Genomic DNA, 15462 nt, shown 5'->3' on the forward strand with positions numbered 1-15462 from the left:
CGCAATCAATATCCCTCCATGAACAAGACTGCTTCCAACTGACGCAAGCTGTAGGTGTGCCCACCACGCTGATTGAGCGATGTGAGTACAGTTTTGGCCAGATCGTTCGCATCCAACTGCGCGGACCAGGATGTATAGGCATTGCTCCAGCGAATACGGGTCGCACGGGGCCGAGAACCTCCCCTGCCGGAAATGACACCAAGACTGGGATAGGCCTTCCTGAAAGTGCTCAAATCGGCGTCTGCCATCACGCTTTCAGCTATAGAAACCAGAGCGGTGGCCACTCGCGAGTCATAGATCAGGAAATCATCGGGATAGAAGATCGCATAGAGCTTGGTCCAGGCACTATTCATCGACGCCGAGCTTTTCCGGTTCTTCAGTGCAGCCAGGCATAGGTTGTCCACCACCACCTGCGGATCCTCAGTCGGCAAACGCACTCCGCCCCACTGACAAATCTCTGAGAACAACGCGAGAGCCTCCAAAGCATTCCCCTGTAGGCCACTCAACAGCAGCTTCTGCGCTCGCACCACGAAGCTTTGCAGAAGTTGCTCCGTGTCGTCATAACCGATTGCAGGAGTGGGCCAGAAGTAGCAGGAGATTCTTGCATCCACTCCCGTCACGGGCTTCTGCGGATGAAGACTCTTGCGCTTGCGGTTGAAGATCTGAAACGGTTCGTTCTCTAGGTAACAGGCAAAGCGATCTTCCAGTTTAACCAGGGACGATTCGGCAATGGTGGAGGATGCCGATGCCCCTTCCTTCTCAAGCCACTCCTCCTGCTCATCCAGAGCGATCACCCGATAGAGTCCTTCCGCCACCCGTCGATACTTAGCCACCTGCCCCGCCCGAACTGAATAGCCGGAGTCTTCAGCATTGTTGGCCATCTCAGTACGGATATGGCTCTCAGAGTAGAAATCAAAACCTACGCGATAGCGCACAACCTCCTTTCCATCGATACGCCAAAATACCTTGCGTGTATCCCCGAGCAGGTCAGCAGCTCTGAGCTCCTTTTCGAGCACTCCGTTTTCAATCTCCAGGATGATCGAGTCGTATAGCGCCACGCCATTTCTCCTTACGCTCTCCAGGCATCTGGCCCGAATCGCCTCCTACCTATTCCGACAACTCGCGTTGCGGCGGAACACAACAGTTGCCAAATAGATACAGAAATATCCATCGCGTAATGCCACTAGACTGCCAACTCACCAAACCAGGGCATCGCGATAAACACCTACCCGGCCGTCCTGCATCGTGCAGTGGCCAATAATGTTCATCCATCGAGCTGAAGCATCGCAGGCTGCGCGACCGAATACATCCGTCCCAGACTGTCCAGTTTCGACTTGATCTCATCCACCCATACCTGCGGCGCGTGCACACGGATATGGTCGTTGAGGCCAAATATCCACCAGAGGGTTTCCTGATCGAGCGGAACGTGGGCACGCAGACGCTGCCAATCCCCCCCAGAGACAGGCTCCAGACTCTGCCGCTCGCTCAACGGCGTTTCGTTCAGGAGCCAGGCGACTTGCGGGTGGACATCCGCAATTAACTCGACCCCTTCAGCGGCCTGACGCCGAGAAAACGCACCGTCCGCGATATAGCGATCTAGACTGAAGTCCTTGTGCTCGTTCACCGGAAGATCCAAAAGCTGTGCACTCTGAATCCGGTGCAAGGCGAACTGCCGCAGATCGACATAATCGTTGGCAGTGCCAATCAGGTAGGTGATCGAGTGACGGGAAACAAGAGCCAGTGGGTGAATACGCAGGTTTTTCCGCCCTTCCTTACTCCGGCTCAGGTACTCGACCTGCAACTGCCGCCCCTCTAGCAGTGCCGCAGAAACCTGGGCCCAAACCCTGGGAGCCAACTGGGCTGGCATCAACGCTTTTCCGTTAGGGAGTGTACGGACCCTGCGCGCCCAATGTGCCAATCCGTTACGTCCAAGCCCGTCTAGATAATTGCGGGCTCTACGAAATTGCGGCCCGAGCTGCGCCAAAACGCTCTGCGGCAGAGTTTCCTTCAGATGATGTTCCGATAGATACAGCGCCAATGCGGTCGGAGCATCCATATCCGCAAACTCCGACGAGGCATCCCGCGTGAAGCTCCAGCGATAAGGGGTCTCACTTGTGTCGCACAGCAACGAGAACGGCACGGAGAGCCGACCTAGATCTCGCTGGACCGAACGAAGAGTAACGCTGAACCCTCGATCCTTGAGCTTTTCCAGAAGAGTCGTGGTTGCTATTCGTCGCGGCTCGACGGGAATCAGACGCAAAAGAGCAAATAGCCTGAGCAGCGTATCCTTCGCTTTGGACATCGTTCTACCTTGAAATTATCCACTTCCGGCCGGCCAAGTGGCGCCAGAAAGCACTAGCCTATCGCGATAGGTGGCTCATTGCCATACAACTGAAGCCTTATACGAACCGCAAGTTCAGTCAGTACTGTCGGCAACCTCAGGTGTGCCGGAGCCTCCCCCCCTGCTGGGCCGGACATTCCGAGGCCGCTACCTCGCGTTCCTCTTTCTTGCGCTGCACTCACGGCATAACTCGTAGCCCTTCTTGACCCGATGACGGCAAGAGTTTTCTTTATGATGAGGCTGTAAGGCTTCGGCCGGAAACTACATAAGGCACTCCTCATCAACCTGCAGACGCGCGTAATAAACAATGGCGATTGTCGGAATCAATGCCGAATATCCTGGCTTGATCGCAGTTTTCAGATTTATCATAATTCTGGCGACCTCCTTTTCCAGGCCACGAAATACCTCAAAGGTGCTTCTCAAGTATGCTTGCGTTATATCAACCATAGCAGTGCAACTGGCAATTTCCGTATTGGATCCTAGCTCCGACGATGGCAATTCCCCGCTGTTAATCTGAAAATAAGAAGCAAGCGTCAAGCGTTTGGCTAGAGCATCCACTGCCGCCAGGTACACACTCTGCGGCATAGCCTTAACCTCTTCGACAGTTTTATTAACCAGCGGATTTCCATCGGGAAACGCATATTGAAACATGTATTGGAGCAATACCTGCTCGTACTCGACAATCTTGGCACAGTGGTGAAGTTCCGAAGCCAGTCCATAATGCTCAGCAAGCATCTCCAGAATCTTCGAGTAGCGCAGCCCCCTACCCCTGACAAAGTTAGCAACAAAGTGCCCGGAAACCAATTGCAGTTCACGAGTTAAGGCTAAGGCAAGATCTGCTTCAGTGTCGTTTATCGTCGTCCAGCTACTGCTTTTCAAATGTGTAATCGCAGCATCAAGCAATTCAGTATCCGAAATCCTGAGCACTTGATAAAGGCGGTCATCGCCCTTGACGAAGTCATCTTCCGATAACAGCGCAAGTCTGCTCCCGGGTCCTACCCAACTGGAGAACCTTGCTTTTCTCATAACCTCCCGCAGTTTCGGCCAGTAGTCCGAATGGCCGAATCCTTCCATGTGAATATTGGAGAAATGACGGACCTTCTGACGTCCGAGGCTATTTTCGTCAGCATTCAATAAAAGAACATTATCGCTTTCGGAGTACGCATTTATGAGCCGACCATCAATCCGCTGAAACATTGCGAATGCTTCACTAGGAGAAACTTCAGCGGCCGTCGCCATGAGTAAAACATCGCCAATAGCGGGGCATTGTTCCGACTTATTGAATGGCAGCTTTTTTAGGAGATTTACTACCACCCGCCCACCTAGAGAGTGGCCAATCAAATTGACCCGTTCGACTTGAGGGTGATGGACTTTCAGGTGATCACGAAGTTGATCATAAAGGACCGTCCCCATATCATCCGCTCTAGACCGAATCAGGGAGAAGTGGGCGATCCGGTCAGCTGCCAATGCCAAGGCAGAGGCAACAACATGAATACGCGACATGACAATTATCAGATTCTTAGCCTTACCATTAAGACGCGTAAAATGGCTGGACGGCCAGAATGCAAATATATTCAATTGATCGTGCAATTCTAGAGGAATGCTATTTATCAGACTTTGGCGATCATCAAGATCATGCCCTGCAGAGTAGCCATGAACAAAAACATTAGCTTCCGCAGCATCAACTTTAAATGGCGTCGAAAACTTAAACTCTAGCTTTCTAGAGCCTTTGCTACTTGACTGGCTTGGCGCTTCCAATCTGAGTCCCTCTATAGACCACAAAACAAGGGATTTATCATGAAGGAAAAAGCACGAAAACACCATATTCAGCAGACCGCGCAAGCAAGAAAAAATCGGCCCTACAATTAATTTTGAATTTTTCTAGCATGCGCGTAGACAGTTTGACCTGGAGCACTTTCCAGCCCCCTGCATTCGACTTCACCAAGAACTTACCGACCGTTAAAGCGGAGAACCTCATCAGCTTTCGCGTGAAGAAAACACACTTAACAAAACGAAGTAATAATTATCCCCAGCACGAATCCGGCAAAGGGAGACTGGGCGGAGGACCAATTCAACGGGGTCGGCCTAGCGGTCTACAAAAGGCTCAACTTCCGCATTGGGTAGGCTCTGAGAAACCAGCGAAGTGCTTTCAACAGTCCCCATCCGGGCTCCATCCCAGCTCCACGAACAGGCTCGCCTCGTCGAGGAGATATTCATGCATGCTCGGCGATCCTCCTCGACATCAAGAGAGATCGGTCTACTTCGAGACCAATCTCAGTTTGATGAAACTCCGCCCCCTGATGGTTATTCTTGCCTTTCAACTATTGATCAGTCGTGTACGTCGTCATCCTGCACCACCAGACGAACCTCAATGCGCCGTTGCTGAGCATCCTCCGGCGGTACTCCGGGAATCGGCTGGGACTCGCCGTAGCCGGCTACCACGACGCGCTTGGCACTGGCTGGTGTCAGTTGGCCGATGATCAGCTTGCGCGCCTCGCGAGCGCGGGCCGCGGACAGGGTGAAGTTGTCGTCGTACACGGTGCAGAACGCGTCGAAATTGGTCACCGGGCGCGAGACCGGAAGGTTGTCCGTATGCCCTTCGACATAAACCTTGCCGTTGTGGAACTCGCCGAGGAAGTCCGAGACTTTCTCCTCAATGCTGATGAACGCCTGCTTTGCCTGGTCAGTGACGCAGGCGCTGCCGCGCCCGAACACGCCATCGCGCAGGGTGAACTTCTGCGCGTTGACATCGATCGCCACCAGGCCCTCGCTGGCCGTGCCGCTGAGGGACTGCTTCAGCTCGACCAGCATGCGGTTGACCTTGTCGCGCTGCGAGCTGGTGCTCTGCTCCATCTCCTGCTTGTGCTTGAGATCGGAGTAGGTCTTCTGCAGTACCGACATCACCAGCAACAGCATCACCACCGCCATCACCCCGGCCATCAAGTCGGAGATCGACACCCATTCGTTAGGTTTGTCCTTCATGGCGGGTTACTCAGGCCTCTTCGCGTTCGAGGCTGAGTTGCTGCAGGCGGTTGTCGAGACCTTCCAGGTACCGGATCACTTCGTCCATGGCATGGCGGATACGGCCAACGTGCTCGCCGCTGTTGCTGCTTTTCAGATCGCGGGTGAGCGCCAGGACGTGGCTGTCGATGCCGCCGAGACTGCTGCTGACGGCACCAACCTGATCGACCATCTGCTCCAGCACCGGTTGCAGCGGGCTGCTCTGCTGCATGGTCTGCAGTTGCGCCACCAGCTGTTCCAGGGCGAGGGCGCTTTGTGCGGCCAGGTCGACGACACCGTTGTAGCGGCGGTCGAGGGCGACCATGCGGCGGCCACTTTCCGAGACGGCCTTCAGGCCCGAGACGATCTGTTCGCGCAGGTCGTTGACCAGGGTCGTCATGCCTTCGACGTTGGTGATGAGCGAGCCGCTGGTCACCAGGAACTCGCGCTGCGCGTTCTTCTGGATATCGATGGACGCCTCGTTCGAGCGCTGGACGCTTTCCATGGTTTTACCAACGTTATCCGACAGGTCCGCCACCGCACCGGAGATACCCGCGGTGGCCTCGGCCATGGTGCTGGAGATGTTCGTCATGTTGTGCGCAAAGCTCTCGCCCATGTTGTCGATGGCGCCGGCCAGGTCGCGCTTGAGGCCGTTGAGCACTTCACCCACGCTGGTCTCGAAGTCGCCGATGGCGCCCTGCAACTGCTCGGCGGACTGGCCGATCCCGCTGGCGGCGCCGGCCATCTGGCTGGCCGCATCGGAGAGCGCTCCAAGGTTGCGGCTGTTGGCCTCGACGAAACTCTCGAGACTGGCGCGGGTGGCGCGGGTATCTTCCAGTTGCTGCTGGTTCTGTTCGCCGTGGCGTTGCAACTGGGCGGTGGCCTCGGAGAGCGAGCGACAGGCGTCCAGGCTGTTGGCGTTGAGTGTCTGCAACTGCGGCGCGAGCGCTTGTTGCAGCTCCTGTACTGCCTGGTGGGTGGCTTCCAGCGCGGAGCCTGTGGCCAGGGTAGCGTGCTTGCTCAGCTGGAAGTGCTGTTCAAGTACGCCGTGGTTGGCTTGCAGGTGGCTCTGCAGGGTCTGGTCGATCGTCGCCAGGGCGCCGAGCAGCGACTGCTGTTCGTGCTCGCGGGCCTCGCGCAGCGCCTGGCGTCCTTGCTCGAAGGCGGTCTTCATCTTGCCGATGCACCAGCGCAGGCGCCGCTCCTCATAGCGACTCAGGCTAGCCATGGTCTTGATGAGCAGAAACGCCATGATGCCCCAGGTGGAGGTTTTGAACTTGGTGCCCAGCCCCTCCATCATGCCCATGAGGTTGGTCATAGCGTTGTCCATGCCGCCGCCGGCATTGGCTTCGATGAGGATGCTGGAGGCCTTGTTCAGAGCGATGCCAAGGCCCAGGAAGGTGCCCAGGAGGCCGAGGATCAGCAGGATGCCCGGCATGACGTCGGCCATCTTCTCGCCGGCGCTGGCCACCGCCGCGCTGATCTCGTTCAGCGAGCCGTGCTCGACGTCTAGGTCCTGGGCGCCGCCGCCGCTCCACTTCTTTTCCCAGCGGGCCGGCCGCGCGCCCAGCCACATGGCGACCAGGGTAATCAGGGCCAGCGTCAGAACCAGCGAGCCGAAGACCAACTGGATGGAGTCGTTGCCAGGTTTCAGGAACCCCAGGATTTCCTCGAAACTCACGCCGCCACCTCGACCAGTTTGGCGGTGCGGGCGCGGCTCGCCTCTTCGAACATGTTGGCGAAGTCGATGATCAGGTATTGCTCGTCTTCGCTCAGGTCTTCCCAGCGCTTGCCGTGTTGGGCGCAATCGATGATCAGCATGCCGGCGGCGGCGCTGTCTTCGATCAGGTATTCCTTGCCAGCGAAGTCCTCGGGGTTGCGTTCCAGCATCTGCAGGAAGCCCTCGGCGGCGTAGACGTAGTTGCGCATTTCGTTGGTGACTTTGCGCTTGCTGTTCATCTGCGCCTCGAGTTTCGGCAGTTCAACCTGCAGTGCCGCCAACTGGGCAGTTTCCTCGGCGCTGAGCTCGGCCAGGCGCTGGCTCACTTCCAGACGACGGATCTGCAATTTCTGTTCGGAGAGGGCTTTGTCGAGGCTTTTCCATTGCTGCTCCATATCGGCCTGGTTCACGCCCCAGGCGACGATCAGTTCCTCGAAGACGAACGGGATCAGCTTCTTGCCGAAGCGCTGCAGGATGATCGAGTCCAGGCGCGCGGTCTGCGCTTCGCTCAACTGGGGGCGCGGCTTCAGTAGCTCGGCGGCTATCTCGGTGAGGAACAGGTCGTCCGCGTCGATGGCATGGATGTCCTGAGCTTCGACCAGGCGTTGCTCGGTGTCCTTGAGCAGCTTCTGCGCAGCGCGCAGGCGAAGGTAATGATGGAAGTCGGCGATCGCATTGTTCTGCAGCACGTCCTTGATTCGCGACGCGAGCTGCGCGTACTGAGTGATGAGCAAGGCCACGTCGAGCGCCTGGGCCGCATCGCCACGCACATCGCCACGCGCCTGGCGAAGGGTTTCCTCGTGCGCCTCGGCTTCGGCCATTTCCTTGTCGTTCAGCCACAGGTCGCGCAGCTCCCGGGCCCTGTGGATGGCCCACTTGATGGCGGCGTCGACCTTCTTCGCCATCTCGCTCTGGTCCCAGGCAAGCAGGGCGCCCAGGACCTTGTCGAAGGCGTTCAGGGCGCTGCTCACCCAGGGAAAGGTGGGCAGGTTCTTCGCGCTCCACTGGGCGGCGAACTGGACTCCCGGGCGCACCACCTTCTCGACGAAGGGCTTAACCTTCTTCCAGACCTCCTTCACGGTGCCGACGAAGCCCTCGGCCTTGTCGGCCATCCAGTCGAGCGCCTTGGCGGCTACTTCCTTGGTTTTGTCCCAGGCCGCGCTGGCGAAGTTGCCCACGCTTTCGACCGCACTGCTGACCCACGAAAAAAGTCCCATGACGTTCTCCTTGCTTGCTTACTGAATGCCCAGCAGGGCCTTGGCCCGGGCCGCGTCCTGTGCGGAGTGCGTCTTGCCGGATGAATGAGGTGTGGCCACGTGTTCGTGGGTTGCCAGTACTTCGTCTATGGCGGCGTACAGATGCTCGGCGTTAAGCCGTGGCGAGCTGTCGTCGCGCTCGGCGGCGAGGAACGCCTTGGGCAGCGCCAGGCGCATGCAGGTGCGGATCTCACGCCCGGAGAGTCCTTCGGAGCGCGAGCTGGCGCTGTCGAGCAAGGCTTCCCGCGAGTCGTCCAGAGGAATCCCGTCGACCAGGAAGCGCTCCCAGAGACGCCGCCGCGCTTCAAGGTCGGGCAGAGCGAACTCGATGTGGTAACCGATGCGGCTGCGGAAGGCTTCGTCGTAGTTCCGGGCGAAGTTGGTGGCGAAAACCACGATGCCCTCGAAGCGTTCCAGTTCGATCAGCAGGGTCGAGCGCATGGCGTTGACTTCGTTGTCCACCCCCTGGGTGACCGAGGACAGGCGCTTCCCCAGCAACGTGTCGGCCTCATCGAAGAACAACAGAGCGCCACTCTCACGGGCGCGTTCGAAGGCTGCCTGGATGTTCTTGGCGGTATCACCCATGAACTTGCTTTCCAGTTCAGCGATGCCCAAGGCCATAAACGGCATCCCGAGCCGCCCGGCAAGTGCTTCGGCGCAAAGGGTCTTTCCGGTACCTGGCGGTCCGTAGAAGTTCAGGATGGCGGTCATGCCCATCGGGTCCACGGCGGCAAAGCCCCAGTCCTCGTAGATCTTCCGGTGGAAACGCAGACGGGCCAGGCACTCGTCGAGCTGAAGACGGGTGCTGGCCGATAGGATCACGTCGGCAGCGAGGTCAAAGCGTGCTTCGCGCAGCGGCGGAAGAATGGACTCTGCTGATCGGCTAATGGCGTCAGCCGCGGCTTTGCGTTCGTTCATAGTGAGCCTTGGAAAGGTAGATTGCGTCATTATTCACAGGTGGGCGTCAGATTCTGTCGCGCCCCTAGCCTGGAAGTTATAAACACAGTCGTTTACCCATCCCTTAGCCGGTGCGAGCCACCGCATCTTCTGTTTCAAGGGGGCGGCGATGGAAATTTGATTCGAAAAAATTTCAGTCCTACATAACCGCAATGACATCACCACCACAGAGGTTCGCCCTATGTCATTGCCGTGTCCTCGCGGTCATTCCCCCAAAGTCGCTTCTTTCCACCACGCCATGAAAGTCGGCGCAGCCATCGGCACCATGGGCGGTATTGCGCGTGGCGTCAGCGCAGCCCTAGCTGGCGGTCAGGCTGAGGCTGTCGTCGGTGCTATTGCCGGGCCGGTTGGCATCACCCTCGGCTCCGTATCGGGCGCCATCCTCGGCGGCCTGGCCGGCGGTGTCAGTGGCTGCGCACTCGGCGCTCAGTTGGGTGAGTCGCTCGACCGCCACGCCCTCGCTCACAACCGCTGCCTGACCTGCGGTCATCGCTTCAACCTGCCGGCCTGATCGGCCTTCACACCCTTCTCATTTCATTCGTCCGGACAGTGCTGCGCCTCGCGCAGCGCTTTATGTCGGCTATTACTTAAAGGAAATTTCTCATGGCTCACCTCGTAGAAACCATGGCTTACATTGGTGCCACTCCCTGACAGAGAGGCATCTCGCATATCTGGCGGCCAGCCGCTAGGCGCTCACCTCGCCGTAGATCCCCGCCTTCATCACTAACCCGCCTTGAGCGGGCTGTTTTGTGCGAATCAGTTACTCAACAAGTAGGAAAAGTCAGTTTTTCTTGATTCACAAACGGGCGAGCTTGAATTGCTCAATCCAATAAAGCCAATTTAGGTAAACGCCAAATCATTGGTGCTCGCTCTTTAACAATGTGGGAACCCATGCCGGCCTCTGGTAGCCGGCCTGCTCGAAGCTTTGGCGCCGATCTGGAGGCAGCCGGGCTGAGGGTTGCATCGCAAAAGCTCCCTACCGGGGCTCTTCAGAACAGGGCTCGGTACCTGGTACAGCGGATGCGAAGAGAACAAAAATCATCGCCCAGGCATCGGTGGCGGGTAACAGTGCCGGAATTCAAAACACCTGACTGCAGCGCGCGGCATTCCGGCGAGGCGGTCCACCAAGACACCAGAAGCAAGACCCGCGGGTTTCAGAAGCCCAGCAGGCGAACGCGGGAACAACATCGAAAGCATCACTGAAGCGCCTTGGAAACAGGGCGCTTTGGGATATGGGTAGGCAGCCGGCAGTTGCTTCCCCTAGTAAGAGATCTTCGCCCTCCCCTATCGGACCACCATCATTGGAGTAGCAACCAATCCAAACCATCTGAAGATTCACACCCGAGGCCATCATGGTTAAAGAAACTGCCACTCGCCAGCCCTCCCAGAGACGAATCTTGCGATTGCCAGAAGTAATTCGCCTTTGCGGCTTCAAGCGCTCGAGCATCTATCTCCTCATGGCTAAGGGGGAGTTTCCAAAAGCAAAACCGATTGGAATCCGAGCTGTTGGCTGGGATTCCGTGGAAATTGATGAATGGATTACCGCGCGGCTTGAGGGGCAAGCCCAGACACCAAGGAACAACGGATGAACATAGAGCTCATCAAGATAAGCGAATTCCAGCGCCGCTACTGGGGCAGCAATGGCACTCCCCTGTGCGGCCAAACCATCCGCAACAAAATCCGGAATGGAGAAATTCCGGGCAAGCAGATCGGCAGGCTCTGGTACATCGACTGGGCGGCCTTCACGAAGTCAACCGGTGAGGATCTGGTCGCCATGGTTCTACAAGGATCAGGTTAATGTCGCCACGGCCTCGGAAAAAAGAAAACAATGGCTTGCCGCAGAACCTCTACTTTGACGCACGACGCAGCATCTATCGTTACCGTCGCCCTACCGATGGCAAATGGTTCCAATTCGGAGAAGACCGAGCCAAAGCCATCGACGCCGCCAGGCAGTTGAACCTGACGTTCATGCAGGGCGGTGATCTCGTATCCAAAGTCCAAGGGGTCGAAGTAGATCTGTTCGTTAGCTTCTTGGACTACTACGAGCGGGAGGTACTGCCACCTCGCGAGCTAGCGAAAGGCACCCTCGAACTTTACAGAGTGCGTTTTCGGCAGTTCCGGGCGGCCTGGCCGTCAAATGCCATCGATGGCATCACCATTCGTATGGTCGCGAAGCTACTGGACAGTCTGACTCCGCGGGCAGCTAATCAGGCGCGCGCCCTCCTCGTCGACATTTTCAATCACGCCGTTGCGAAGGGCCTATGCCCTGACAACCCCGCCGCAATCACAATCCCCAGGATCGAGAAGAAGCAGCGGAAGCGCCACACAGTCGATGGCTTGCGAGCGATTAGAGAAAAGGCGCCGGATTGGTTGAAGAACGCGATCGACCTTGCGCTGATAACTGCTCAGCGGCGCACCGACATCCTGGCAATGCGCTTCGATGATATTCGGGACGGATTCCTGTATGTCGTACAGCGAAAGACGGCGAAGGCGTCCGACGCAGCGTGGATTCGGTTCCAAGTGACACCGGAACTGCAGAGCGTGCTCAACCAATGCCGCGATAACGTGCCATCCCCCTTCCTGATCCACCGGAGGCCGCAGCGAAAACGGCAGAATCTCGGGGCACGCAAGGAGCACTGGACGAAGATTGACGAGCGCTATCTGACCAGGACCTTCAAGGAGGCCAGGGACGAAGCAGGCTGCTATGCAGATTGGCGCGAAGAAGAGATGCCAGGCTTCCACGAGATCAGGGCGCTATCGCTGCACCTGTACAAGAAAGCCGGAAAGGACGGGCAGAAGGTTGCGGGGCACGCCAGAGAAGAGATGACGAAGAACTACCAGCGAGACCACGAGGATGTGGTTTGGTCGGATGCTGTTCCTGGCCTGGATATCAGTGAAATCGCCCGATAGCTTCGCGCACATTTTGCGCCAGTTTTGTGCGACGCCAGAAATGAAAACGGCCCAAGCACGTAAGTACTTGAGCCGCTTATCAAAATTTGGTCGGGACGGAGTGATTCGAACACTCGACCCCTTGCACCCCATGCAAGTGCGCTACCAGGCTGCGCTACGCCCCGACTTTGCGACCAAGTTGCCCTGGAAGCGGATCGCACTATACCCCAAGCATTCGCTTCGGAGAAGTACTTTTTTCATTTTTTTCAGTTACTTGCGCAGGACGTGCAGAACGTCCTCCAATTCGGCGATCATCTGCCGGATCAGTTGCTTGTACTGAGTGGCGTCCTCGCGTGCTTCATCGCCGGTGAGGCGCTGACGGGCGCCACCGATGGTGAAGCCCTGATCGTAGAGCAGCGCGCGGATCTGGCGAATCATGAGCACGTCCTGGCGCTGGTAGTAGCGCCGGTTGCCCCTTCGCTTGACCGGATTGAGTTGCGGGAATTCCTGCTCCCAATACCGCAGCACGTGTGGCTTCACCGCGCAAAGGTCGCTCACTTCACCGATAGTGAAGTAGCGCTTGCCCGGAATGGGGGGCAGCTCGTCGTTATGACTTGGTTCCAGCATAAGCCTCAACCCTGGCTTTCAGTTTCTGCCCTGGACGAAAGGTGACGACGCGCCGGGCTGTGATCGGGATTTCCTCTCCCGTCTTCGGGTTGCGTCCGGGACGCTGGCGCTTGTCGCGCAGGTCGAAGTTGCCGAAACCTGACAACTTCACCTGTTCGTTATGCTCCAGCGCCTGGCGGATCTCTTCAAAGAAGAGCTCCACCAGTTCTTTGGCTTCCCGCTTATTCAGGCCCAGCTCTTCGTACAGACGTTCAGCAATTTCAGCTTTCGTCAGAGCCCCCATACGCTACTTCCTTAACGTGGCGTTGAACCTTTGTTCCAGCGAGGCGACGATATTCTGCGTAGTCGCGTTCACCTCGTCATCGTTAAGAGTGCGTGATGGATGCTGCCAGGTCAAGCCAACCGCCAAGCTTTTTCTAAGCGGATCAATGCCTTTACCGTGGTAGACGTCAAAGAGCCTGAGGTCTGTCAGCCATTCGCCCGCCGCTTCACGGATCGTGGCGAGGACGAATTCAGCCGGAGTATCCAGATCCACCAACAGCGCGAGGTCACGGCGCACCTCAGGGAAGCGCGACAGTTCGCTGAATTTCGGCAGGCGGCCCTTGGCCACTTCAGCCAGCACCAGTTCGAAGAGGAAGACCGGGCGATCCAGGTCCAGCTCCTTCGCCAGTTCCGGGTGCAGCGCGCCGAGGTAACCGACCAGTTCGCCGTCACGTTCGATCCTTGCAGTCTGGCCCGGGTGCAGCGCCGGATGCTCTGCCGGAGAGAAGGTGAACGCATCGATGGCGCCGGCGTTACCCAGCAGCGCCTCGACGTCGGCCTTCACATCGAAGAAGTCGACGCTTTCGCGACCGTTGGCCCAGCCTTCCGGCTGACGAGGACCACAGACCACGCCGGCAAGCATGTTTTCCTGCACCAGCCCTTCCAACTGACCGACGAAGCGCAGACCGCTTTCGAACAGACGAACACGGGTCTGCTGACGGTTGAGGTTATGCTGCAGGGACTTCACCAGACCCGGCCAGAGCGAGGCGCGCATGGCGGCCATGTCGGCGGAGATCGGATTGGCCAGCATCAGTGGCTCGACGCCGGGGTGGAACAGCTCGAACAACTTGGGATCGATGAAGCTGTAGGTGATGGCTTCCTGGTAGTCACGGGCGACCAGCAGGCGGCGCAGCGCCGGCAGCTCGGCCTGGGACTCAGACTTGGTGTTCGGCGCCAGACGGGCCTGCGGGTAACGGACCGGCAAACGGTTGTAGCCGTACAGGCGGCCCAACTCCTCGATCAGATCGACTTCGATGGAAACGTCGAAGCGATGGCTCGGGACCGCAACGGTCCAGGCATCGGCACCGACTTTCTGTACGTCGAACTCCAAGGCGGTCAGCAGACGCTCGATTTCCGCGCTGTCCAGCTCCATGCCCAGCATCTGGGTGACGCGCTCGGCGCGTAGAGAAACAGGGGCAACCTTCGGTAGGTCTGCTTCGCTGACTTCTTCCACGATCGGGCCGGCTTCGCCGCCGACGATCTGCAGCAGCAGTTCGGTGGCGCGCTCCATGGCGCGACGGGCCAACAGCCAGTCCACGCCACGCTCGAAGCGGTGCGAGGCATCGGTGTGCAGGCCATAGGAGCGGGCCTTGCCGGCAACGGCGATGCTGTCGAAGAAGGCGCTTTCGAGGAACAGGTCGCGAGTCTTGGCGCTGACGCCGCTGTGCTCACCGCCCATCACGCCGGCGATGGCCAGAGCGCGTTCGTGATCGGCGATCACCAGGGTGTCGGCACGCAGGGCGACTTCCTGGCCGTCAAGCAGGACAAGCTTCTCGCCCTCCTCCGCCATGCGCACGCGCACGCCGCCCTTGATCTCGTCGAGGTCGAAGGCGTGCATCGGCTGGCCCAGTTCGATCATCACGTAGTTGGTGATGTCGACGGCGGCGTCGATGCTGCGGATGTCGGAACGGCGCAGGCGCTCGACCATCCACAGGGGGGTCGGCTTGCTCAAGTCGACGTTGCGGATGACGCGACCGAGATAACGCGGACAGGCCTTGGGCGCCAGCAGTTCAATGCCGCGCACTTCGTCGCTGTGCGGGGCGACGGTGTTGACCACCACCGGATTGACCTCGGCGCTGTACAGCGCGCCGACTTCACGCGCAAGACCGGTCAGGGACAGGCAGTCGCCGCGGTTCGGGGTCAAACCGATCTCGATGGAGGCGTCGTCCAGCTCGAGGTAGTCACGGATGCTGACGCCAACCGGCGCATCCGCGGCGAGCTCCATCAGACCGGCGTTGTCGTCGCTGATTTCCAGCTCTTTGGCCGAGCACAGCATGCCGTTGGATTCGACGCCACGCAGCTTGGCCTTCTTGATATTGAAGTCACCCGGCAGTTCGGCACCGATCATGGCGAAGGGGATCCTCAGACCCGGGCGCACATTAGGCGCGCCGCAGACGACCTGGAAGGTCTCCGAACCGTTGCTGACCTGGCAGACACGCAGCTTGTCGGCGTCCGGGTGCTGCTCGGTCGACAGCACTTCGCCCACGACCACGCCGCTGAACTGGCCGGCAACCGGGATCACGGCGTCGACCTCGAGGCCCGCCATGGACAGACGAGCCACCAGCTCGTCACGGGATACCTGCGGATTTACCCAGCTCCGCAGCCACTGTTCACTGAATTTCATCCTGCTC

14 protein-coding genes and 1 tRNA gene are annotated in these 15462 nt (G+C 58.4%); 4 read left to right on the plus strand and 11 right to left on the minus strand.

Annotated features, from left to right (window positions below; genetic code table 11):
• Positions 1-5: 5 nt before the first annotated feature.
• The 7 genes from AC3B6A_RS17795 to AC3B6A_RS17825 all read right to left on the minus strand — a co-directional run bounded on the left by AC3B6A_RS17795 (position 6) and on the right by AC3B6A_RS17825 (position 9235).
• Positions 6-1058: a hypothetical protein gene (locus AC3B6A_RS17795; RefSeq protein WP_488398526.1), complete on the minus strand. Its 1053-nt coding sequence runs from the start codon at positions 1056-1058 to the stop codon at positions 6-8.
• A gap of 206 nt (positions 1059-1264) precedes the next feature.
• A complete protein-coding gene (locus AC3B6A_RS17800) occupies positions 1265-2302 on the minus strand; it encodes a helix-turn-helix transcriptional regulator (RefSeq protein WP_488398527.1) in 1038 nt (345 codons plus the stop codon).
• 300 nt (positions 2303-2602) lie between these two features.
• Positions 2603-4183: a DUF726 domain-containing protein gene (locus AC3B6A_RS17805; RefSeq protein ID WP_488398528.1), complete on the minus strand. Its 1581-nt coding sequence runs from the start codon at positions 4181-4183 to the stop codon at positions 2603-2605.
• A gap of 486 nt (positions 4184-4669) precedes the next feature.
• Positions 4670-5323: an OmpA/MotB family protein gene (locus AC3B6A_RS17810; protein WP_488398529.1), complete on the minus strand. Its 654-nt coding sequence runs from the start codon at positions 5321-5323 to the stop codon at positions 4670-4672.
• A gap of 10 nt (positions 5324-5333) precedes the next feature.
• A complete protein-coding gene (locus tag AC3B6A_RS17815) occupies positions 5334-7022 on the minus strand; it encodes a hypothetical protein (protein ID WP_488398530.1) in 1689 nt (562 codons plus the stop codon).
• Positions 7019-8278: a hypothetical protein gene (locus AC3B6A_RS17820; protein WP_488398531.1), complete on the minus strand. Its 1260-nt coding sequence runs from the start codon at positions 8276-8278 to the stop codon at positions 7019-7021. The genes AC3B6A_RS17815 and AC3B6A_RS17820 overlap by 4 nt, the downstream gene beginning before the upstream one ends.
• An 18-nt stretch (positions 8279-8296) precedes the next feature.
• Positions 8297-9235: an ATP-binding protein gene (locus tag AC3B6A_RS17825; protein WP_488398532.1), complete on the minus strand. Its 939-nt coding sequence runs from the start codon at positions 9233-9235 to the stop codon at positions 8297-8299.
• A gap of 277 nt (positions 9236-9512) precedes the next feature.
• Between AC3B6A_RS17825 and AC3B6A_RS17830 the strand changes: the two genes are divergently transcribed.
• The 4 genes from AC3B6A_RS17830 to AC3B6A_RS17845 all read left to right on the plus strand — a co-directional run bounded on the left by AC3B6A_RS17830 (position 9513) and on the right by AC3B6A_RS17845 (position 12184).
• Positions 9513-9785 carry a hypothetical protein gene (locus AC3B6A_RS17830; RefSeq protein ID WP_488398533.1) on the plus strand — a complete coding sequence of 91 codons (273 nt, stop codon included), beginning with the start codon at positions 9513-9515 and terminating at the stop codon, positions 9783-9785.
• Positions 9786-10626: 841 nt separating this feature from the next.
• Positions 10627-10863, plus strand: coding sequence for an AlpA family transcriptional regulator (locus AC3B6A_RS17835; protein ID WP_488398534.1), 237 nt, complete (start codon positions 10627-10629; stop codon positions 10861-10863).
• A complete protein-coding gene (locus AC3B6A_RS17840; RefSeq protein WP_488398535.1) occupies positions 10860-11072 on the plus strand; it encodes a helix-turn-helix domain-containing protein in 213 nt (70 codons plus the stop codon). The genes AC3B6A_RS17835 and AC3B6A_RS17840 overlap by 4 nt, the downstream gene beginning before the upstream one ends.
• Positions 11072-12184 carry a tyrosine-type recombinase/integrase gene (locus tag AC3B6A_RS17845; protein ID WP_488398536.1) on the plus strand — a complete coding sequence of 371 codons (1113 nt, stop codon included), beginning with the start codon at positions 11072-11074 and terminating at the stop codon, positions 12182-12184. The genes AC3B6A_RS17840 and AC3B6A_RS17845 overlap by 1 nt, the downstream gene beginning before the upstream one ends.
• Before the next feature lie 87 nt (positions 12185-12271).
• On the opposite strand, the gene AC3B6A_RS17850 is transcribed toward AC3B6A_RS17845, so the two are convergent.
• The 4 genes from AC3B6A_RS17850 to pheT form a co-directional block, all read right to left on the minus strand.
• A tRNA-Pro gene (locus tag AC3B6A_RS17850) sits at positions 12272-12348 on the minus strand.
• Positions 12349-12433: 85 nt separating this feature from the next.
• Positions 12434-12790, minus strand: a complete 357-nt coding sequence (locus tag AC3B6A_RS17855; protein WP_015476661.1) for a MerR family transcriptional regulator — start codon at positions 12788-12790, stop codon at positions 12434-12436.
• Positions 12771-13073, minus strand: coding sequence for an integration host factor subunit alpha (gene ihfA, locus AC3B6A_RS17860; RefSeq protein WP_003090661.1), 303 nt, complete (start codon positions 13071-13073; stop codon positions 12771-12773). The genes AC3B6A_RS17855 and ihfA overlap by 20 nt, the downstream gene beginning before the upstream one ends.
• A 3-nt stretch (positions 13074-13076) precedes the next feature.
• Positions 13077-15455, minus strand: coding sequence for a phenylalanine--tRNA ligase subunit beta (gene pheT, locus AC3B6A_RS17865; RefSeq protein ID WP_488398537.1), 2379 nt, complete (start codon positions 15453-15455; stop codon positions 13077-13079).
• Positions 15456-15462: the final 7 nt, after the last annotated feature.

Source organism: Pseudomonas sp. B12(2026) (assembly GCF_057767015.1).

Bases quoted from the DNA above. Each gene is read 5' to 3' on its own strand.
- ihfA (WP_003090661.1), bottom strand. From the start codon at position 13,073: ATGGGGGCTCTGACGAAAGCTGAAATTGCTGAACGTCTGTACGAAGAG.
- AC3B6A_RS17810 (WP_488398529.1), bottom strand. From the start codon at position 5,323: ATGAAGGACAAACCTAACGAATGGGTGTCGATCTCCGACTTGATGGCC.
- AC3B6A_RS17845 (WP_488398536.1), top strand. From the start codon at position 11,072: ATGTCGCCACGGCCTCGGAAAAAAGAAAACAATGGCTTGCCGCAGAAC.
- AC3B6A_RS17800 (WP_488398527.1), bottom strand. From the start codon at position 2,302: ATGTCCAAAGCGAAGGATACGCTGCTCAGGCTATTTGCTCTTTTGCGT.
- AC3B6A_RS17820 (WP_488398531.1), bottom strand. From the start codon at position 8,278: ATGGGACTTTTTTCGTGGGTCAGCAGTGCGGTCGAAAGCGTGGGCAAC.
- AC3B6A_RS17840 (WP_488398535.1), top strand. From the start codon at position 10,860: ATGAACATAGAGCTCATCAAGATAAGCGAATTCCAGCGCCGCTACTGG.
- AC3B6A_RS17830 (WP_488398533.1), top strand. From the start codon at position 9,513: ATGAAAGTCGGCGCAGCCATCGGCACCATGGGCGGTATTGCGCGTGGC.
- pheT (WP_488398537.1), bottom strand. From the start codon at position 15,455: ATGAAATTCAGTGAACAGTGGCTGCGGAGCTGGGTAAATCCGCAGGTA.
- AC3B6A_RS17825 (WP_488398532.1), bottom strand. From the start codon at position 9,235: ATGAACGAACGCAAAGCCGCGGCTGACGCCATTAGCCGATCAGCAGAG.
- AC3B6A_RS17835 (WP_488398534.1), top strand. From the start codon at position 10,627: ATGGTTAAAGAAACTGCCACTCGCCAGCCCTCCCAGAGACGAATCTTG.
- AC3B6A_RS17855 (WP_015476661.1), bottom strand. From the start codon at position 12,790: ATGCTGGAACCAAGTCATAACGACGAGCTGCCCCCCATTCCGGGCAAG.